A 20,108-nucleotide genomic window follows, 5' to 3' on the forward strand; every position below is an offset into this window, starting at 1 on the left:
TAAGAAAGCGTCAGCGCTCGACGCTGACGCCGCGCCAGAAGGCGACGTGGCCGGCAATTTGCTTGGCGGCATCCTTGGGCTGGGGGTAATACCAGGCCGCGTTGGCATTCGTCTGGCCATCGACGACGAGGTCGTAATAGCTGGCCGTGCCCTTCCACGGGCAGATGCTCGTGTGGCTGCTGGGACGCAGGTATTCCTGCGTCACGGTAGCTAAAGGAAAATATACATTGTTTTCAACGACTTGCACCTGCGCATCGGTGGCTTGCGCGATGACGGCGCCATTCCAGCTGGCTGTTGGCATTTGACTATCCTCCTTCTGCGCCGAGTGTAGCGCAAAAAGTCCGCCATGGCGCGCGCCATTGGCGCCCCGCTCAAGCGCCGGCGATGATCTGGCGCAAGGCTTGTTCGAACACTTCGGGAGGTTGGCCGCCGGAAATCAGGTGACGCTCGTTGATGATGACGGCGGGCACCGAATTGATGCCGTTCTGCTGGTAGAACTGTTCCTGCGCGCGCACCTCGTCCGCATACGCGCCGGAGGCCAGCACCTCGGCCGCTTTCACGCCATCGAGCCCCACCTTGCCGGCCACGGCCAGCAGCACCGCGTGCGAGGACGGATCCTGTCCCTGCGTGAAATACGCATCGAACAGCGCCATTTTCAATGCCTTCTGGCGCCCTTCCAGTCCGGCCCAGTGCAGCAGACGGTGCGCGTCAAACGTGTTGTAGATGCGGCCGCGCTTGTCCATGGCAAAGGTAAAGCCCAGCTGTTCGCCGCGCGCGCGAATGGCTTCGCGCGATTGCGCCATCTGTTCCGGGGTGGAGCCGTATTTGCGGGCGATGTGTTCGCCGACATCCTCGCCTTCGGGCGGCATGTTGGCGTTCAGCTCGAAGGGCTGGAAGTGGATGTCGGCCTGGACGGTGCCTTGCAGCTTGTCCAGCGCCTGTTCCAGCGATTTCAGGCCGACCACGCACCAGGGGCAGGAAACGTCGGAAACGAAATCGATACGGATGGGGGGAGGTGTGGCGGGAGTGGAACTCATGGTGGGCAGCCTTTGCGCGAGTCGGTGGCGGCCGCACCGCGCGGCGCCGCAAGCACAGCATATGCGTGCGGCCCGCGGGAAATCAAGCGCTTACTTTTTCTTGGCGGGCGCCTTGGCCCCATCCTTCTTGCCGCCGATCTTGCTTTCCTTGCCAGAAAGCAAGTTCGCGATGTTCTGGCTGTGGCGGTAAGCGAGCAGCACGCTCATGACGATGACGGCCAGCAAGATGGGATCGACGCCGAACAGCAAGCCATAGTAAAACGGCGCAAACAGGGCCGCCACCAGGGCTGCCAGCGAGGAATAGCGGAAGGCATAGGCGATGATCAGCCAGGTGGCCAGGGTCGCCAGGCCCAGCCAGGGATTGATGCCCAGCAACACGCCGAGGGCCGTGGCCACGCCCTTGCCGCCGACGAAGCGGAAGAACACGGGCCACAAATGGCCGAGGAAGACGGCGATGGCGACCAGGGCCACGGCCGTGTCGCCCACGCCCAGCGCGCTGGCAAAATGGTCGGCCAGGAACACGGCCAGCCAGCCCTTGGCGCCATCGCCCAGCAGGGTCATGATGGCGGCGCCCTTGTTGCCGCTACGCAGCACGTTGGTGGCGCCCGGATTTTTCGAGCCATAGGTGCGCGGATCGGCAATGCCGTAGACCTTGCTCATCACCACGGCAAACGATATCGAGCCGAGCAAGTAAGCGGCCACTGTCATTGCCACGGTTGTGATTACTGGATTCATTTCTTCCCTTTATTGTGTTTATTGCACCAGCATCGAGGCTGGCGCAGCAGAATATACACCAGCGCCCCGTCCAGGGACAGGGCGGAGCCCCGCTTTCTTGCTCTCTTAATCCTGCAAGGCGCACTGCACCGGTTTGGCTTGCAACAAATCAACGAGCACCTGCGGCGCCAGCGAGACGAGGAAACCGCGCCGCCCGCCATTGATATAGATGCGTTCGAGCGCCAGGATCGATTGCTCCACGTACACGGGCATGGCCTTCTTCGTGCCGAACGGCGAGGTGCCGCCGATCATGTAGCCGGAATGGCGCTGCGCCACTTCGGGCTTGCACGGCTCGACGGACTTGCAGCCGATGCCACGCGCCAGATTCTTGGTCGACACCTTGCAATCGCCATGCATGAGCACGATCATCGGCTTGGCCGCCTCGTCCTGCATCACCAGGGTCTTGATCACCGCATGTTCGGGCACGTTCAATTCGCGCGCCGAGACGCTGGTGCCGCCGTGCTCCTCGTAGGGATACGGATGTTCTTCGAAGGAAACTTGATGCTTGCGCAGCAACTGCGTCGCCTGGGTTTCGGAAATATGCTCTTTTTTAGCCATGCGTGATACGCTGATCGTTCAGTGAGGAGTGCTAATTATGCAGGAAGAAATCCGCTTTGCCACATTCAATGTCTGCAACCTTGCCCCCGCCGGGGCGAAATTGTATGACAACCTGGAACCGTTGAGCCCGGCGCAATACGAAGCCAAGGCGGAATGGACGGCGCGGCAAATCGACCTGCTCGACGCCGACGTGATCGGTTTCCAGGAAATTTTCTCGCAAGCGGCCCTGCGCGACGTGCTGTCGCGCACGCGCCATTACCGCGCAGCCACCCTGGCCGGCTACGATGCCATCGATGCCGCCGGACGCATGCTGCCCACGGTGGCGCTCGTGTCGCGGCTGCCGCTGGCCGGCGCCGGTGTTGCCTGGGCGAATTTCCCCGCCGGCGTGAGCGTGCCTGCCGAAGACGATGCTGGCCGCTTCGCCCGCGCGCCGCTGCATGTCCAGGTCATCTTGCCTGGCGGACAACTCACGGACGTGGTCGTGGTGCATTTGAAATCGCGCCGCCCCGACTACCGCCATGGCGACGGCAACGATGCCACCGCCTACGCGCTGGCCAACCTGCGCTCGCTGCAGCGGCGCGGCGCGGAAGCCGTGGCCCTGCGCGTGCTGGCAAGCGAACTGGGCCACAGCGGCCGTCCCCGCATCGTGCTGGGCGACTTCAACGACATTGCCAATGCCGTCACCACGGCCATCGTCATGGGCGCGGGCGCGCCGTGCGAAGCGGGTGCCGAGATGCGCGAACGCCTGTACGACGCCAACGCCATCCAGCAGCGCCAGGACGCCCTGCGCCACGTGGGCTACACGAATATCCACGACAGCGCCTACATGACGATCGACCACATCCTCGTGTCCGAACATTTTCATCCCGCCTCGCCGCGCGCCATCGGCGTGCTGCAGGAAGTGACTTATCTCAACGACCATCTGCTGCTGGGCTTGCGGCACGCCTCCGACCATGGCCAGGTGCTGGCACGCATCAAGCTGCTGGGAAATATTGACTAACTCAGCTGCTAATTAAGCAACTTCGCCAGCGCGCTGCCCTCCACTTGCGCGCTGGCATAGCGCCCCTGGTATTGCTGACAGCCCTGCCCCCGCAGATACGCCAGTTGCTGCGCCGTTTCCACGCCTTCGGCGATCACCGTCAATTGCAGCTCGCGCGCCATGGCGATGATGGTGGCGGCCACGGCCGTGTCGGACTCGGTTGCCGCGCCGTCCGCCGCGGCGGGCAGGAACGAGGGGTCGATCTTGAGCTTATCCACCGGGTAATGGCGCAGATTGGCCAGGCGCGAATAGCCGGTGCCGAAGTCGTCGATGGCCAGCCTGGCGCCCAACGCGCGCAGTTGCGCCAGCACGCCGGCCAGGCGCGCGCCGCCCTTCATCAGCAAGGACTCCGTCACTTCCAGTTCCAGGCAGCCGGCAGGCAAGCCCGATACGGCCAGCGCCTCTTGCACGCTTAGCAACAAGTTATTGTGCAGGCATTGCGCCGGCGACAGATTCACGGCCACGCGCCAGGCATGGCCCGCGTCGTGCCAGGCGCGCGCGCGCAGGCAGGCGTGGCGCAGCACCCAGTTGCCTATCGACACCATCAAGCCGCATTCCTCGGCCACGGCGATGAAGCGCTCGGGCGGCAGCACGCCCAGTTGCGGGTGGCGCCAGCGCAACAGCGCTTCGGCGCCGACGATCTGTCCGCTGGCGACATCGAGCGCAGGCTGGAATTCCAGCACAAACTCCTCACGACCCAGCGCCTCGCGCAAGCCTTGCTCCAGGCTGGCCCGCTCGACGATCTGCGCATTCATCTCGGCATTGAAAAACTGGAAATTGTTACGCCCGCTTTCCTTGGCGTGGTACATGGCGATGTCGGCGTTATGCACGAGGGTATCGATGCTGTCGCCATCGCTGGGAAAGATGGCCACGCCGATCGAGGTGGACACATGCAATTCGTATTCGCCCAGCTGATAGGGCTGCGTGACGGCATGCAGCAGGCTGGACGCCACGTGGGCCACCTGGTCGATGCCGCCCACCTCGGCCAGGATGATGACGAACTCGTCGCCGCCATGCCGGCTGACCGTATCGACGCCGCGCACGCAGCGCACCAGGCGCCGCGCCACTTCCTTGAGCAGCAAGTCGCCCACGTGGTGGCCCATGCTGTCGTTGATGTGCTTGAAGTGGTCGAGGTCCAGGTACAAAATGGCCAGCATGCTCAGCTTGCGCCGCGCGGCCGCCAGCGCCAGCGACAGCCGGTCCAGCAACAGCACCCGGTTCGGCAAGTCGGTGAGGAAATCGTGCTCGGCCAGGTGGCGCGTGTGCTCCTCGTTTTTCTTGCGCTCGCTGATATCGCTGAGGATGGCCAGGTAATTGCTCAATTGCCCCTGCGAATCGCGAATGGCCGTCAGCGACAGCCAGGCCGGGTAGCGCCCGCCCGCCTTGCGCTGGCCCACGATGTCGCCTTGCCAATATCCGTTATCTCCGACTTCGTCCCACACGTGGTCGAAAAACGCCGGCGCGTCCGGTTCCGCGCCGTGCAGGACGAAGGGCTTGCCCAGCATGTCGTCCAGGCTGTAGCCGCTGATCTCGCTGTACGCGGGATTCATGCTGACCACGCGCTGCTGCGGATCGAGCACGACGATGGCTTCGCGCGCATGCTCGACCACCTGCGCCGACAGGTACAGGGCGCGCTCGGCAAGTTTGCGCGAGGAAATATCCCGGATCACGGCGTAAAACAGATAGGTGTGGTCGAGCGTGACGGAAGTGAGCAGCACTTCGCCCCAGAACAGCTCGCCCGCGCACGTCTGGTAGCGCCAGTCATAGCGGCAATTGCCGTCCGCGTGGGCCTGCGCCGCCAGTTGCGTGCCGCGCAACGCTGACAATTCGCCATCGGGCTGACGCAAGGGCGAAAAATCGCTGAGGCGGCGCCCCAGCAGCCGTGGCTGGCCCTCGCATTGAAACAGGACGATGGCGGCGGGATTGGCGTCGGCGATATGTTCGTCACGCAGCAGCAGGATGGCATCGGCGGATTTCTCGTACAACTGGCGGAAATTGTCGCCCATCAGCAACAAGGCGCCCTGCGCGGCGCCATCCTGGCCGCTGGCCGTGATGTCCACGTCGATGCAGACCACTTGCCGCACTCGCCCGGACTGGATGACAGGAAACACGGTGGAACAGATGCAGCGCGGCGCGGCCCCATCGGCGCCGAGCTTCCACAGGCGCGCACTGCGCGCCTTGCCGCTGTCCCACACAGCCGCCAGTTCGCCGGCAAGCTCCTCGGCCAGGGTGGCATCCGGCAGCGAGGCGGCCACCCTGGCCCACGGCTGGCCCAGCGCCAGCTCGGCCGTCACGCCATACAGGCGCGCCGCACCCAAGCTCCAGTAGCGCACGATGCCATCGCGGTCGATGCCGCGCACGGCCAAACCCGGTGCCTGCTCGACGGCGGCAACGATGATGGACAGCAGATCGAGCGCCTTGCCGGCCGCTCCCGCCTGCGGTTCGGCAGCGGCCAGCAAACGGCCCGGCGACGGGGCGGCTCCGGCAATCCGTTCAGACATCAGCCCCCCGTGGCGCGGCCGCACGGCAACCGGCGGGCGAATGGCCTGTCCGGTGGCGCAACCATCCCACCCATTCTTGCGCGCCGGCGAATCGGCTTCTTGAGGATGCGCAAGCATCGTGACGCGCACGGCGTCGATGCCGGCAGTGTCTTTGGTCGCCGTTTTTTGCATTCCAGCCCCGATTTTGTGCAATCTGTCGCACGGCGATGGCGGCCGGGCTGGATTCTTCCTAAAGTGGCAACATGCGCATCGCCGTGAACGGCTGCAGCGGCAGGCGTGTTGTCTGCGGCCGCCACGGTGATGCGCTACCCGAATTCCCCCGGCCAGCGACAGGCCGGGTCCGCACCGAGACCTGGCGCCGAACCCCTGCGCCGCTCCTGACCAAAAATACCTATGAAAAACGAGACCCTGCCCCCCGCCTCTCCCCTTGCAGCCACGCGCCGCCGGCGCTGGCGCACCCCCGTGCTGATCCTGGTCGTGCTGGGCCTGGCCGGCGGCGGCTGGACGGTGATGCAATCGAAGCAACAAGCCGCCAAGGCGGCCGAACTGCAAGCGAGCAAGAAGAAGGAGCAGGCCAAGACGCCCGTGCATGAACTGGCGCAGGGCGACGTGGCCGCCATCGCGGCGCGCGCGCTCAGCATCAGCTTGCCCCTGTCCGGCTCGCTGGCGCCCGTGACCCAGGCCACCATCAAGGCCAAGGTTTCCGGCGTGATCCAGGAAACGACCTTGCAGGAAGGCCAGCAAGTGGCGAATGGGCAAATCCTCGTGCGCCTGGACGCGGCCGACCTGCGCGCCCGCCTGACGCAGCAGCAAGCCATGCTCGACGAAGCGCAGGCGCGCTTGTCGATGGCCAGCAAGAATGAAGCGAACAGCCAGGCCCTGCTCAAGCAAAAATACATTTCGCAGACGGCGTACGACACGACGCAAAACTCGGTCGACCTGGCGCGCGCCAACGTCAAGTCCGCCGCCGCCATGGTCGATATCGCCCGCATCGCGCTGGCCGATGCGGTGATCCGCGCGCCGATGGCCGGCATCGTCAGCAAGCGCCACCTGCAGGCCGGGGAAAAAGTCTCGCCCGACATGCCCGTCTACACCATCGTCAACCTGGCCCAGCTGACCCTGGAAGCGCCCGTGCCCAGCGCGGAAATCCCCCGCATCAAGCTGGGCCAGGACGTGCACTTCAAGGTCGACGGCTTCGGCGCGCGCGACTTCGCCGGCAAGGTCACGCGCATCAACCCCACCACCGAGAGCGGTTCGCGCGCCATGCTGGTCTACATCGCCGTCGACAATGGCGATGGCGCGCTGCGCGGCGGCATGTTCGCCAAGGGCAGCATCGTCACCGAACGGTCAAACGTGGCGCCGCTGGTGCCCCTGACGGCCGTGCGCAACGAAAAGCAGGGCCCCGTCGTGTACGCGCTGGTGAACAACAAGGTGGTCGCCCAGCCCGTCACCCTGGGGCTGCGCAACGAGGATGAAGGCTATGCGGAAGTCAAATCCGGCCTGGTGCCGGGCGCGAAAGTCATCATCGCCAGGCTCGATGGCGTCAAGCCGGGCCATGGCGTGACCTTCGCCGCACCGGCCGCCGCCCCTGCCGCGCCGGCAGCCGTGCTGGCACGGAAGGATTAAGCCATGTGGATGACCAAAGTCAGTATCCAGAACCCCGTCTTCGCCACCATGGTCATGGTGGCGCTGGTGGTACTGGGCATCTTCTCCTACCGGGGCCTGGGCGTGGAAAGCATGCCCAGCGTGCAGTTCCCGTTCGCCGCCATTGAAGTGAACTATCCGGGCGCCTCGCCCGAAGCCGTGGAAAACGACATCACGCGCCCCATCGAGGACGCCGTCAACACCGTCAGCGGCATCAAGACCATCCGCGCCAACTCGTGGGAAGGACGCGCCGGCGTCTACCTGGAATTCGAGCTATCGACGAACATGGACAAGGCCATGCAGGACTTGCGCGACAAGGTGGCCCTGGTGCGTCCCCGCTTCCCGAAGGAAGCCAAGGACCCGTTCATCGCGCGAGCAGAAGGCGACAACGAGCGCCCCATCGCCACCATCGTGCTGACGTCCACCGGGCATGACCTGCGTTCGCTGTCGACCATGACGGAACAGATCATCAGCAAGCGCTTCCAGGGCGTGGCCGGCGTGGGGCAAGTCAAGCTGCGCGGCCTGCGCGCGCGCCAGATCCTCATCAGCATGAAGCCGATCGAACTCAATGCCCAGGGCATCGGCGTCGATGAAGTGATCCGCGCCATCCAGGCGACGAATACCAATTTGCCGGCCGGCTCCATCAGCCATGGCGCGGCCGAACAGCTGGTGCGCGTGGAAGGCAAGATCAAGGATGCGCGCGAATTCGGCAAGATCATCGTCGCGCGCCGCGCCGTCGGCCCCGTCTACCTGGACCAGGTGGCCACCGTCGTCGACGGCGAGCAGGAAGAACTGTCGATCTCGCGCATGAACGGCCAGCAGGCGGTGACGATGGAAATCACCAAGGTGCAGGACGCCAACGTGGTCGAAGTGGGCACCGGCATCCTGAAAGTGGCGGCGGACCTGCAAAAAACGCTGCCGCCCGATATCACCCTGCGCGTGCTGGACGACGAATCGGAGCGCGTGCAAAGCCAGCTCGATAACGTCAAGCGCACCATCATCGAAGGCGCCGTGCTGACCATGGTGATCGTCTTCCTGTTCCTGCATTCGTGGCGCTCGACCATCATCACGGGCTTGACCCTGCCGATCTCCGTGCTGGCCAGTTTCATCGCCATGAAGGCCTTCGGCTTCACCCTGAACTTCCTCACCTTGATGGCGCTGTCGCTGTGCATCGGCCTGTTGATCGATGACGCCATCGTCGTGCGCGAAAACATCGTGCGCCACCTGGGCATGGGCAAGAACCACTACAAGGCGGCCAACGACGGCACCAATGAAATCGGCCTAGCCGTGATGGCCACCACCTTCGCCATCGTCGCCGTATTCGTCCCCGTCGCCTTCATGGACGGCATCATCGGCCGCTTCTTCCTGCAGTTCGGCATCACCGTAGCCGTCGCCGTTCTCGTCTCCCTGTTCGTCAGCTTCACGCTCGACCCCATGCTGTCGTCCGTCTGGCGCGACCCCGTCAAGGACCGCTTCAAGTACGCGCCGTGGCTGGGCCGCTTCATGGCCTGGATCGAGACGGGCATCGACCGCCTGCATGTATGGTATGGCAAGGTGCTGGCTGTCGCTTTGCGCTGGCGCAAGACGACCCTGGCCACGGCCGTCGCCCTGTTCGCGGGCAGCCTGATGCTCGTGCCGATGATCGGCGGCGAGATGTTCCCGGAAACGGACCAGGGCTGGGTCAACCTGCGCTTCAAGACGCCCGTCGGCTCCAGCCTCGAATACACGGATACCAAGGTGCGCCAGATCGAAACGGCCCTGAAGGAATTCCCAGAAATCGACAGCCTGGTGGCCAATGTCGGCACGCAGGACGGGCGCAACACGGCCGAGGTGAACCTGAAGCTGACGGACATCAAGAAGCACAAGCGCCGCTCGCAGCAGGAGCTGGAAAAGCTGATCCGCGAACGCCTGGCGCCGATCGCCGGCATCACCCTGTCCGTCGGACAGCGTCCCATCTTCATCGCCATTTTGGGCACGGACGAAGGCAAGCTCGATGCGGTGGCGCACACCCTGATGGACAAGATGCGCGGCATCAAGGGCCTGGCCGACATGGAATACAGCCAGGAAGGCGCCAATCCGTCGACCACCGTGAAGATCAATAACGAACTGGCCAGCGACCTGGGATTGTCGGTGCAGCAGATCGGCAACGCCCTGCGCCCGTTCGTGGCGGGCGACACGGTCAGCCACTGGTTAGCCAGCGACGGGCAAAACTACGACGTCAACGTGCAGCTGCCCAAGTCGGGCCGGCAAAAGGTGGCCGACCTGGCCGACCTGTCGCTGGCCTCCAGCAAGCTTGACGCGAACGGCAAGCCCGTCATGATCCCGCTGCGCCAGGTGGTCGACTTCGTGCCGTCATCGAGCCCGCAGGTGCTGAAGCGCCAGGCCTTGCAGCGCCGGGTCGCCATCTATGCAGGCACGCAGGGCCGCCCTGCCGGCGACGTCGACGCCGACGTGCAGAAAGCCATCAAGTCCATCGACCTGCCGCCCGGCGTGCGCTTCGACGTGGCCGGCAATGCGCAGCAGATGGCCGAAACCATGGGCGGCGCGATGATGGCGCTGGGGATCGCCGTGATCTTCATCTACCTGGTGCTGGCGTCGCAATTCGGCAGCTTTTTGCAGCCGATCGCCATCATGGTGTCCCTGCCCCTGTCGCTGATCGGCGTGCTGGCCGCCCTGCTCATTACGGGCAGCACCCTGAACATCTTCTCCGTGATCGGCTTCATCATGCTGATGGGCTTAGTCACCAAAAATGCGATTCTGCTGGTGGACTTCACCAACCAGCGCCAGCGCGAAGGCCTGGGGCAGTTCGAGGCGCTGATGGAAGCGGGGCAAGTGCGCTTGCGCCCCATCCTGATGACGACACTGGCCATGGTCTTCGGCATGCTGCCGATGGCCATCGGCATGGGCGACGGCGGCGAATCGCAGGCGCCGATGGGCCGCGCCGTCATCGGCGGCGTGATCACCTCGACCCTGTTGACCTTGGTGGTGGTGCCCGTCGCCTACACCTACCTCGATAGCCTGGGCAAGCGCGCCGCGCGCTTTTTCGGCGGCAGCGGCGAGCACGCCGACTCCGCCGACGACGGCAAAGCACACGCCCACTGATTGACCGGTCGCCTTCACCGTCCCCGCATTGGCGGGGACGACGCGGCGGCTTCCTGAAGAGAGCTTCAGTTGACCAAAGCAGCCCCACTGGCTAGACTGTCCCCGTTATCAATGATATGGAGTGACTCGTGGGTGCTTGTTCCAGTGACAGTAGTCGATTGACCATCGGCGATCGGCCTTAGGCAAGACGCGCGCATTCCGCCCGCCCTGCCCATGGCAAGGTGCGGTTTTATCAGCGGCAGTATTCTCTCGCCGCCACTTCCCTCCTCATCGTTCCACCGTTATCGTCTGCTGCCCCCTTTCGGGGCGAATTGTCTTCGCCCCTGCACTCGCCTGTTCCTCCCCAGCCGGGAGAAACTGATGGTGGTATTTGACTTTGCGCTGCGCGTTGCCGCGGCATTGACCCTGGGCGCCATGATCGGCGCCGAACGCCAGCTGCGCCAGCGCATGGCGGGCCTGCGCACGAACGCGCTGGTCTCCGTCGGCGCCTCGCTGTTCGTGATGGTTTCCGTGCTCGAAGGCGATAGCGCCGGCCATATGCGCATTGCCGCGCAGGTGGTGTCCGGCATCGGCTTCCTGGGCGCCGGCGTCATCATGCGCGAAGGCATGACGGTGCGCGGCTTGAACACGGCCGCCACCCTGTGGTGCTCGGCCGCCATCGGCATCCTGTGCGGCTTGGGCTTCGCGCTGGAAGCGGCCATCGGCACGGGATTTGTCCTGGTGGCCAACCTCGTGCTGCGCCACCTGGCACAACGCATCAACGCGCACGGCAGCGAAGCGGGCATCGAGACGGAAAGCATCTACCGCGTGACGGCCGTGTGCGAGGCGGAGCAGGAAATCCTCGTGCGCAACCTGATGCTGCGCATGATCAGCGGCATGCCGGCCCTGATGCTGCAATCCTTGCACAGCGAGGATGCAGCGCACGCCGGACGCATCGAAGTGCGGGCCGACTTGCTCACGCCCCTGTCCAGCCTGGGATTGCTGGAGCAGATCGTCAGCCAGGTCAGCCTGGAAGGCAGCGTCTCGGCCGTGCGCTGGGCGCTGGTGAACAACGCGGAATTTGTCGCCGAACGGGGAGTGTGATGATGAAAAAATGGATGCTGTGGTTTGTCAAACGTGGTCCGACTGTCGCCACCTACCGCCTGACCGTCACCTGCCCCGCGGCGCAGGCCGACCACGTCGTGCGTCTGCTGCTGGCCGAACTCAAGGGAGCAGGCCTGGCGCCGTCGCAGATGCTGCGCAGCTGGGACGAAGCCCGGCAAGTGGTGCAGCTGATCGCCACGGTGCTGTGCCAGGCCATGCAGCGCGCCGTGCTGGTGCGCTTCGTCAACCGCGCGGGCGCCTGGCCGCAAGTGCGGCAAGTGCGCTGGGAAGGCGTCGCGCCTTCAGCTTGAGGCGGGCAGGCGCATGAGGAACAGCGCGCCGCCTTGCGGGCGGTTCTGCGCCTCGATACTGCCGCCATACGCATGCACGATGGCTTGCGACAGGGCCAGGCCCAGGCCGAAACCGGGCGCCTCGCCCGCGCGCGCCTGGGCGCCCCGGTAAAACCGCTCGAACAGGTGCGGCAAGTCTTCCACGCCGATACCCGGTCCCGCATCGGCCACGCCGACGATCGCATGCGCGCCATCGCGCGCCACGTGCACGCTGATGACGCTGTCGGGCGGCGAGAACTTCACGGCGTTATCCAGCAAATTGGCCAGCACCAGGTCGACCGGGCCGGCCGCCACCCTGGCCTGCACGTCTGCACTTGCATCGAAGACGATGCGGATGCCGCGCTGCGCTGCCGCCTTTTCCAGGCGCTGCGCCGCCGCCCGCACGAGCGGATTGAGTGCAATGGTTTCCACCGCGTTGCGCTCCTGGCCCACGTCCAGGCGCGTGAGCATCAAGAGCTCTTCCACCAGGGTCGTCAGGCGCTGCACTTCATCGAGGCACGATGCCAGCGCATCGACATATTCGGGCGACTCGCGCGGGCGGCGCAGGGTGATTTCGATTTCCGTGCGCAGGCGCGACAGGGGCGAGCGCAATTCGTGCGAAGCGTCGGCCGTGAAGCGGCGCTGCGCGTCGTAGCCGTGTTCCAGGCGGTCCAGCATGGCATTCAGGGTATCGACCAGGCGGCCGATCTCGTCTTGCGTACCGGGATGGGGCAGGCGCTGGTGCAAACTGGCTTCGCCGATCGAATGCGCCTGGTCCACCACGTCGTCGATGGCGCCCAGCACGCGGCGCGTGAGCATTTCGCCGGCCAGGCCCACGGCCGCGAGCAGCGCCAGCGCCATGGCGCCAAACAGTACGGTGGCCGCGGCCAGCACGTGATTGGTATCGTCGAGCGAACCGGCCACCTGTACCGCCAGGCGCGCGCCGGACGAAGGCACGGGAATCGAGACCATGCGCAGCGGCTCTTCGCCGAACTTGGGCAGGGTCTCGAAAATGGTTTCGCCGGCCGCCAGGCGCGCCAGCAAGGCGGGAGGGGCCGGCAATTGCGCCGCCTCCAGGTTGCGGCTGCGCGCCAGCACGCGGCCTTCGCCATCAATGATCTGCACCAGGCGGTCGAGCCGCGTCAATGACGGCGGCGCCTGGCCCGGCGCCACCTCGTGCACTTGCACGGGCTGGCGCGGCGCGGCCGGCAGCATGGCCATTTCCGTCTCGGCCAGCGCCAGCAGGGCCGCATCGAGCTGGCCATGCACGGCGCGCGACAGCCCCCAGTAACCGGCCAGCGCCGTACAGGCGACGATGGCGAGGATGACGGCCAGGTGCACCAGCAGCAGGCGCTTGCGAAAGCTAGCCACCGTTGTTTTCCGCCAGGCGGAAGCCGCGTCCGCGCACCGTGTGGATCAAGGCCGGCAAGCCCGGCGCATCCACTTTCCCCCGCAGGTTGCGCACGTGGACATCGATCAGGTTGTCGATGCCGATCAGGTCCGCCTGCCAGATCTGCTCGGCCAGGCGCGCGCGGCTAACCACTTCGCCCGCCTGGCGCAGCAGGATCAGCAGGATGGCGTACTCCTTGGGCGTGAGCACCAGCGGCGTGCCAGCCCGCGTCGCCTGGTGGCTGACGGGATCGAGCGTCAGGTCCGCCAGCGCCAGCACCAGCGGGCGGCTGATATCGGAGCGGCGAAGCAGGGCGCGGATGCGCGCCAGCAGCTCCTCGAATTCGAACGGCTTGGTCAGGTAATCGTCGGCGCCCGTGTTCAGGCCCGTCACCCGGTCGGCCGTGGCGTCGCGCGCCGTGAGCATCAGCACGGGCGTCTGGATGCCGCGCGCGCGCAAGTCGCGGCAAAAATCGATGCCCTGCTTGCCAGGCAACATCCAGTCCAGCACGATTGCGTCGTAGTCGACGGCGTAGCTTTCGTCCTCGCCCTCTTCCGCGCTGTGCGCCACGTCGACGACAAAGCCTTCTTCCTGCAAGCCGCGCGCCAGCAGGCGCGCCGCCTTGCGGTCGTCTTCCACCAGGAGGATTCTCATGCCTGCCTTTCGCATTGCGCCGTGTTTTCCATAATGGCATTTTACCGCGCCACACCGTGCGCGCACGGAACCTGAAGAATGATTCAGGCGTTCTTGGGCGCTTCTTCAGGACCACATTGCTATGCTTTCCCGGCGCTGTTGTGACGCAGCCTGCGCCACCTGCGCCCCTCTCATTGCCCGCCTGGGCACGGCATCCTCGCATGCCCCCTCACCATCAATAACAAGGAAACACGGGATGAACACGACCACCCGCAACGCCCTGGGCGCCAGCTGCGCCCTCGCTCTCGCCTGCTCGGCCCTGGCCGGCTGCGCCAAGCCGACGGCGGCAGCCACGCCGCCCGTCCAAGCGATGCATCTGGACGACGGCAGCATCGCCGTCGACAAGATGTCGCCGCTGCGCCAGCGCCTGCAGATCGCCGCCGTGCTGGAACAGGACATCGCTACGCAGACGGAAGCGCCGGGCAGCATCGAAGCCATGCCGGAGAAGCTGGTGAAGATCACGCCGCCCCTGGCCGGGCGCATCACGCGCTTGCAACGCGCCCTGGGCGACAGCGTGAAGGCGGGCGACCCGCTGTTCACCCTGGACTCGGCGGAACTGAGCGCCGCCTACGCGGACGACAGCAAAGCGAAATCCGCCCTGCTGCAGGCGCGCCAGGAACTGGAACGCCAGAAAACCCTGTTCGAGGCGGAAATCACCGCGCGCAAGGAGTACGAGGCGGCGCAGGCCACTTTTGCGCAGGCCGGCAGCGACGCCCAGACCAGTGCCGACAAGCTGGCGCAGTACGGCGCCGGCGCGCGTGGGTCGCGCCGCGACTACGTGCTGCGTTCGCCGATCGCCGGCACCGTGATCGCCATGGAAGGCGCCCAGGGCGGCTACTGGAACGATATCAACGCGCCCGTCATGACGGTGGCCGACCTGTCCACCGTGTGGCTGTCGGCCAACGTGGCCGAGAGGGACCTGGCGCACGTGGCCGTGGGACAAAAGACCAGCATCACCGTCGACGCCTGGCCCGGCAAGGCTTTCGAAGGCAAGGTCGCGTATGTGGGCGCCGTGCTCGACCCCGAGACGCGCACGGTGAAGGTGCGTGTGGCCATCGACAACCGCAGCGGCGCCTTCAAGCCCGGCATGTTCGCCCACGCGGGGTTCGCCGGCGCCAGCCGCCGCGCCCTCCTCGTGCCCGCGTCCGCCCTGCTGCAAAGCGGGCCCTCGACGCGCGTGATGGTGGAACGCAGCGCGCTGGTGTTCTCGCCGCGCGCGGTGGAAGTGGGTGCCAGCCATGGCGACCAGGTGGAAATCGTCTCCGGCCTGAAGGCGGGCGAACGCATCGTCGTCAAGGAAGGAGTGCTGCTCAATGATTGACCGTTTCATCGCCACCTGCTGCCAGCGGCGCGGCATCGTCTGGCTGGTACTGCTGTTCGTCGCCGCCTACGGCGTCTACTGCTGGAAGCAGCTGCCCATCGAGGCGTATCCCGACATCGCCGACGTCACCTCGCAAATCGTCACGCAGGTGCCGGGCCTGGGCGCCGAGGAAATCGAGCAGCAGATCACCATTCCGCTCGAACGCGCCCTGCTCGGCACGCCCGGCATGCACGTGCTGCGCACGCGCAGCCTGTTCGCCCTGTCGCTGATCACGGTGGTGTTCGAGGATGGCAGCGACGGCTATTTCACGCGCGAGCGGCTGCAGGAGCGCCTCGCCAGCGTCAACCTGCCGTATGAGGCCAAGCCGGGACTCGATCCCTATACCTCGCCGACGGGCGAGATCTACCGCTACACCTTGGAATCGAAGTCGCGCAGCTTGCGCGAACTGTCCGAGCTGCAGTTCTGGACGGTGATACCGCGCCTGCAGCAGGTGCGCGGCGTGGCCGATGTGAGCAATTTCGGCGGACTCACGACGCAGTTCATGCTGGAACTCGACCCCGCAAAACTCGACAGCTACGGCTTCTCGCTGGCGCAGGTCAAGGACGCCATCAACGCCAACAACATCAGCGGCGGCGGCAGCGTCATCGACCGCGGCCAGCAATCGTACGTGGTGCGCGGCGTGGGCTTGCTGCATTCGCTCGATGACATGGGCAACGTCGTCGTCAGCAGCAAGAATGGCGTGCCCGTGCTGGTGAAGGACCTGGGCAAGCTCGCTTACGGCAACGTGGAGCGGCGCGGCATCCTCGGCAAGGACGACAATCCCGACACCATCGAAGGCATCACCCTGCTGCTGAAGGACTTCAATCCGTCCGAAGCGCTGGCCGGCATCCATGCGGCAGTGGACGACCTGAATGCCAATGTGCTGCCGAAGGATGTGAAAGTGGTGCCCTACCTGGACCGCAGCTCGCTGATCGACGCCACCCTGCACACGGTCAGTTACACTCTGGGCGAAGGCATGCTGCTCGTCGCCCTCGTGCTGCTGCTGTATCTGGGCAGCCCGCGCGCGGCCGCCATCGTCGCGCTGACGATTCCGCTGGCCCTGCTGATCGCCTTCATCTTCATGCACCATTTTAAAATTCCCGCCAACCTGCTGTCGCTGGGCGCCATCGACTTCGGCATCCTCGTCGACGGTTCCGTGGTGGTGCTGGAAAACATGCTGCGCCGCCGCGAACGGGAACAGGAACGGCCCCTCACCCTGCAGGACGCCATCGATGCGACCCTGCAGGTGGCGCGTCCCATCATGTTCGGCATGGCCGTCATCATCGCCGCTTATTTACCCCTGTTCGCCTTCCAGCGCATCGAATACAAGCTGTTCTCGCCGATGGCGTATGCGGTGGGCGCGGCGCTGGTGGGCGCGCTGGTGGTGGCGCTGGTGCTGATCCCGGGCCTGGCCTGGCTGGCCTTGCGCAAGCCGCGCCGCACCTTCCATAACCGCGCGCTGGACAAGCTGGCGGGCGCGTACGGGCGTTTCCTCGAACGCATGGTGGGCAAGAAGCGCTGGGTGGCGATGGTGTGCGCCGCCTCGCTGGCGTGCCTGGCGCTGCTGGGCGGCAGCATCGGGCGCGATTTCCTGCCCTACCTCGATGAAGGCTCCTTGTGGTTGCAGGTACAGATGCCGCCCGGGATCACCCTGGACAAGGCCTCCGAGATGGCCAGCGAACTGCGGCGCGCCGCGCTGGAGTTTCCCGAAGTGTCGACCATCGTCACGCAGACGGGGCGCAACGACGACGGCACCGATTACTGGACGCCGTCGCACATCGAGGCGAGCGTGGGCCTGCATCCGTACATGAGCTGGAAGTCGGGCATGAGCAAGCAGCAGTTGATCGCCAAAATGAACGCGCGCTTCGCCAGCATGCCCGGTGTCACCGTGGCTTTCATGCAGCCGATGATCGACGGCGTGCAGGATAAATTGTCGGGCGCGCACAGCGACCTGACGGTGAAAATCTTCGGCAATGACCTCGACGAAGTACGCGGCATCGCCGGCAAGGTGGCAAATGTCCTGAAGACTATCCCTGGCGCCTCCGACGTGGCGGTGGACGTGGAGCCGCCGCTGCCCAACCTGAAGGTGGAACTGGACAGGGCAAAGGCGGCCCGCTACGGCATCAACGCGGCGGACGTGGCCGACCTGATCGCCACCGGCATCGGCGGCGCGCCCATCGGCCAGGTGTACGTGGGCGAGAAAAGCTACGACATCGCCGTGCGCTTCCCGCCGGCCACGCGTTCCAGCCCGGACGCCATCGCCAACTTGAAGCTCAACGCCGCCAACGGCGCGAGGATTCCGCTGGCGCAGGTGGCCACCATCAGCACCACCTCGGGCGAAAGCGTTATCGTGCGCGAAATGGGACGGCGCCACATCATCGTGCGCCTGAATGCCCGCGGGCGCGACCTGGCGAGCTTCCTGGCCGAAGCGCGCCCGCTGGTGGCGCAAGCCGTAGCCGACGAGCACCAGCGCATCAGCGTCGAATGGGGCGGCCAGTTCGAAAACCTGCAGCGCGCGCAAAGCCGTCTGGCGCTGATCCTGCCGATGACCCTGGGCGCCATGTTCCTGCTGCTGTTTGGCCAGTTCCGCAACCTGCGCCAGCCCGCGCTGGTCTTGCTGGCCGTGCCGCTGGCCATGCTCGGTGGCCTGGCCGCGCTGCACCTGCGCGGCATGACCTTGAACGTGTCGAGCGCCGTCGGCTTCATCGCCCTATTCGGCGTAGCCGTCCTGAATGCCGTCCTGATGCTGGCGCAGATCAACCGCTTGCGCAGCGACGAGGGGAAAAGCTTGCACGACGCCGTGCTGGAAGGCGCGCGCGACCGCATGCGTCCCGTGCTGATGACGGCCACGGTGGCCGCCCTGGGGCTGACGCCGGCCATGCTGGCGACGGGCCTGGGCAGCGACGTGCAACGCCCGCTGGCTACCGTCGTGGTGGGCGGCCTGGTGACGGCGACCGCACTGACCTTGCTGCTGTTGCCGGCCCTGTATTACCTGATCGAGGCGCACCTGCAACAACGTCGGATCGACACCGAAGGAGAGACCCATGACACGTTTTAATGTACTGCTGGCGGCCTGGCTAATTGCTCCATGCGCCGTTGCCACACCCTTGAGCTTTGAAACCTATTTGTCCGCCGTGGAAAGCCACAGCCTGGAATTGCAGGCGCAGCAGGAAGGCATCACCTCGGCCAAGGCCGGCATCGGCATCGCCGGCCTGCGTCCCGATCCCGAGTTTACCCTGGGCGCCACGCGCGAAACGGTGCGCAGCGTCGAACACCGTCCCGTCACGTGGAATCCGGCCATCAGCATGGCCATCGAGACGGGCGGCAAGCGCGCCGCGCGCTTGAAGGCGGCGCACAGCAATGTCGCGCTGGCCGAGGAAACGGTGGCCGGTTTCAGGAGCGAGCTATATGGCACGGCCGCCGCCGCGTTCACGGAAGCATGCCGCACGCGCGAGGTCCTCGCGCGCAAGGAGCAGACCATGGCGGCCCTGTCGAAGGTAGTCGAGGCGAATACCGTGCGGCGCAAGGCGGGCGACGTGGGCGGCATCGAGCTGCTGCAGTCGCGCGTGGAACGCGACCAGTTCCAGGCCGACCTGGCGCAGGCGCGCAGCGAGGCCGATAGCGCCATGCTGGCCCTGTCGCCGCCGCTGGGGCGCCAGTTCGATGGTCTGTTTCCGCAAGCGCAGCTGGCGTGCGACTTCGCCGCGTACGAGGGCGGCGACGCCGGCGTGCTGGTGCCGCAGGCGCTCGAGGCCCGCAACGACGTGCGCATCGCCCGCGCCACGCTGGACAACCTGCGCGACGGTGCGGCGCTGGTGCGCGCCAACCGCGCCGTCGACCCGACCGTGACCGTAGGCCTGGCCGCCGCGCGCGGCTACCATGACGGCATCGACGCCAGCGGCAATCCCGTCGATGGCGCGCCCCGCTCCCGTGCGCTGTCCATCTCGCTGGCCATCCCGATTCCCCTGTCGCGGCGTGACAAGGGTGACGTGGTGCAAGCCGAAGCGGGGGTCACGCAAGCGATGCTGGCCCTGCGCCAGGCCGAATTACAGGCGGAGACGCAAGTGCGCACGGCGCAGCGGCAGCTGCATGCGGCGCAGGACAGGCTGGCGCGCTACCGAGACGGCGTGCTGGTCGATGCGCAAAAGGTGGTCGACGGCATGCGCCTGTCTTACTTCAGCGGCAATGCCTCGCTGCTGGAATGGCTGGCGGCGCAGCGCTCGGCCGATGACGCGTATCAGGGCTATGTGCAGGCGCGCGCCGATGCGGCCATGGCCAGCACGCAGCTGCAACTGGCGCTTGGCCAGCGGCCACGCTTGTAGCGGGGGAAGGGAGAACGAGGGGATACCGGCGCGGCGATATGCCGCACCGGTCGTCAGGAACGGGGAGTTACTGGGGCTGGGCGGGTGCGTCGCCTTCGGCGGCCGGATCTGCGTCGACGTCGGCGTCGTCCGCTTCCGGCTCATCGCCTTCGCTTCCATCGGCCGGTTTCGGATTGTTCTTCGCTTCCAGCTTGCGTCTGGCTTTTTCCTCGGCTTTCTTCTTCTTTTCCAGCTCTTTTTGCCGTTTTTCGTATTGGAAATTTGTCTTGGCCATTT

The 20,108-nt window shown here is 65.8% G+C and carries 16 protein-coding genes; 8 read left to right on the top strand and 8 right to left on the bottom strand.

The genetic code is table 11. The features are described from left to right. Nucleotides 1–10: 10 nt before the first annotated feature. The 4 genes from O0881_RS12010 to ybaK all read right to left on the bottom strand — a co-directional run bounded on the left by O0881_RS12010 (nt 11) and on the right by ybaK (nt 2,369). Entirely contained in the window at nt 11–301 is a 291-nt protein-coding gene (locus O0881_RS12010) for a DUF427 domain-containing protein (protein WP_077408361.1), read from the bottom strand. Between the two features lie 70 nt (nt 302–371). Next, a complete protein-coding gene (locus O0881_RS12015; RefSeq protein ID WP_289911401.1) occupies nt 372–1,037 on the bottom strand; it encodes a DsbA family oxidoreductase in 666 nt (221 codons plus the stop codon). 90 nt (nt 1,038–1,127) lie between these two features. Further along, a complete protein-coding gene (plsY, locus tag O0881_RS12020) occupies nt 1,128–1,772 on the bottom strand; it encodes a glycerol-3-phosphate 1-O-acyltransferase PlsY (RefSeq protein ID WP_230539942.1) in 645 nt (214 codons plus the stop codon). Nucleotides 1,773–1,877: 105 nt separating this feature from the next. Next, on the bottom strand, nt 1,878–2,369 hold the full coding sequence (gene ybaK / locus O0881_RS12025; protein ID WP_251351753.1) for a Cys-tRNA(Pro) deacylase: 492 nt from the start codon (nt 2,367–2,369) through the stop codon (nt 1,878–1,880). A gap of 37 nt (nt 2,370–2,406) precedes the next feature. Between ybaK and O0881_RS12030 the strand changes: the two genes are divergently transcribed. Beyond that, nucleotides 2,407–3,369 carry an endonuclease/exonuclease/phosphatase family protein gene (locus tag O0881_RS12030; protein WP_099666615.1) on the top strand — a complete coding sequence of 321 codons (963 nt, stop codon included), beginning with the start codon at nt 2,407–2,409 and terminating at the stop codon, nt 3,367–3,369. A gap of 8 nt (nt 3,370–3,377) precedes the next feature. Here the strand turns inward: O0881_RS12030 and O0881_RS12035 are convergent, their stop codons facing one another. Continuing rightward, nucleotides 3,378–5,909 carry an EAL domain-containing protein gene (locus tag O0881_RS12035; RefSeq protein WP_289911402.1) on the bottom strand — a complete coding sequence of 844 codons (2,532 nt, stop codon included), beginning with the start codon at nt 5,907–5,909 and terminating at the stop codon, nt 3,378–3,380. A 393-nt stretch (nt 5,910–6,302) separates the two neighbouring features. Between O0881_RS12035 and O0881_RS12040 the strand changes: the two genes are divergently transcribed. The 4 genes from O0881_RS12040 to O0881_RS12055 all read left to right on the top strand — a co-directional run bounded on the left by O0881_RS12040 (nt 6,303) and on the right by O0881_RS12055 (nt 12,049). Beyond that, nucleotides 6,303–7,535 carry an efflux RND transporter periplasmic adaptor subunit gene (locus O0881_RS12040; protein ID WP_289911403.1) on the top strand — a complete coding sequence of 411 codons (1,233 nt, stop codon included), beginning with the start codon at nt 6,303–6,305 and terminating at the stop codon, nt 7,533–7,535. A 3-nt stretch (nt 7,536–7,538) separates the two neighbouring features. Then, nucleotides 7,539–10,655 (top strand): efflux RND transporter permease subunit, encoded by a 3,117-nt coding sequence (locus O0881_RS12045; protein WP_289903641.1) that lies wholly within the window; start codon nt 7,539–7,541, stop codon nt 10,653–10,655. 360 nt (nt 10,656–11,015) lie between these two features. Continuing rightward, nucleotides 11,016–11,738: an MgtC/SapB family protein gene (locus tag O0881_RS12050; RefSeq protein ID WP_289903640.1), complete on the top strand. Its 723-nt coding sequence runs from the start codon at nt 11,016–11,018 to the stop codon at nt 11,736–11,738. Next, nucleotides 11,738–12,049 (top strand): hypothetical protein, encoded by a 312-nt coding sequence (locus tag O0881_RS12055; protein WP_289911404.1) that lies wholly within the window; start codon nt 11,738–11,740, stop codon nt 12,047–12,049. Before O0881_RS12050 ends, O0881_RS12055 begins: the two co-directional genes overlap by 1 nt. Here O0881_RS12055 and O0881_RS12060 read toward each other — a convergent pair. Then, nucleotides 12,041–13,438 (bottom strand): ATP-binding protein, encoded by a 1,398-nt coding sequence (locus O0881_RS12060; protein WP_289911405.1) that lies wholly within the window; start codon nt 13,436–13,438, stop codon nt 12,041–12,043. The two genes, O0881_RS12055 and O0881_RS12060, sit on opposite strands and share 9 nt — an antisense overlap. Next, a complete protein-coding gene (locus O0881_RS12065) occupies nt 13,431–14,111 on the bottom strand; it encodes a response regulator transcription factor (protein WP_289911406.1) in 681 nt (226 codons plus the stop codon). Before O0881_RS12065 ends, O0881_RS12060 begins: the two co-directional genes overlap by 8 nt. A 235-nt stretch (nt 14,112–14,346) precedes the next feature. On the opposite strand from O0881_RS12065, the gene O0881_RS12070 reads away from it, so the two are divergent. The 3 genes from O0881_RS12070 to O0881_RS12080 are packed head-to-tail and all read left to right on the top strand — an operon-like array spanning nt 14,347 to nt 19,832. Continuing rightward, nucleotides 14,347–15,471: an efflux RND transporter periplasmic adaptor subunit gene (locus O0881_RS12070; RefSeq protein ID WP_289911407.1), complete on the top strand. Its 1,125-nt coding sequence runs from the start codon at nt 14,347–14,349 to the stop codon at nt 15,469–15,471. Beyond that, a complete protein-coding gene (locus tag O0881_RS12075) occupies nt 15,464–18,568 on the top strand; it encodes a CusA/CzcA family heavy metal efflux RND transporter (protein WP_289911408.1) in 3,105 nt (1,034 codons plus the stop codon). Before O0881_RS12070 ends, O0881_RS12075 begins: the two co-directional genes overlap by 8 nt. After that, entirely contained in the window at nt 18,555–19,832 is a 1,278-nt protein-coding gene (locus O0881_RS12080; protein ID WP_289911409.1) for a TolC family protein, read from the top strand. The genes O0881_RS12075 and O0881_RS12080 overlap by 14 nt, the downstream gene beginning before the upstream one ends. Before the next feature lie 67 nt (nt 19,833–19,899). On the opposite strand, the gene O0881_RS12085 is transcribed toward O0881_RS12080, so the two are convergent. Next, entirely contained in the window at nt 19,900–20,106 is a 207-nt protein-coding gene (locus tag O0881_RS12085) for a hypothetical protein (RefSeq protein WP_102296696.1), read from the bottom strand. Between the last annotated feature and the right edge of the window lie 2 nt (nt 20,107–20,108).

The organism is Janthinobacterium sp. SUN100, from assembly GCF_030397705.1.
Lineage (GTDB): Bacteria > Pseudomonadota > Gammaproteobacteria > Burkholderiales > Burkholderiaceae_D > Janthinobacterium > Janthinobacterium kumbetense.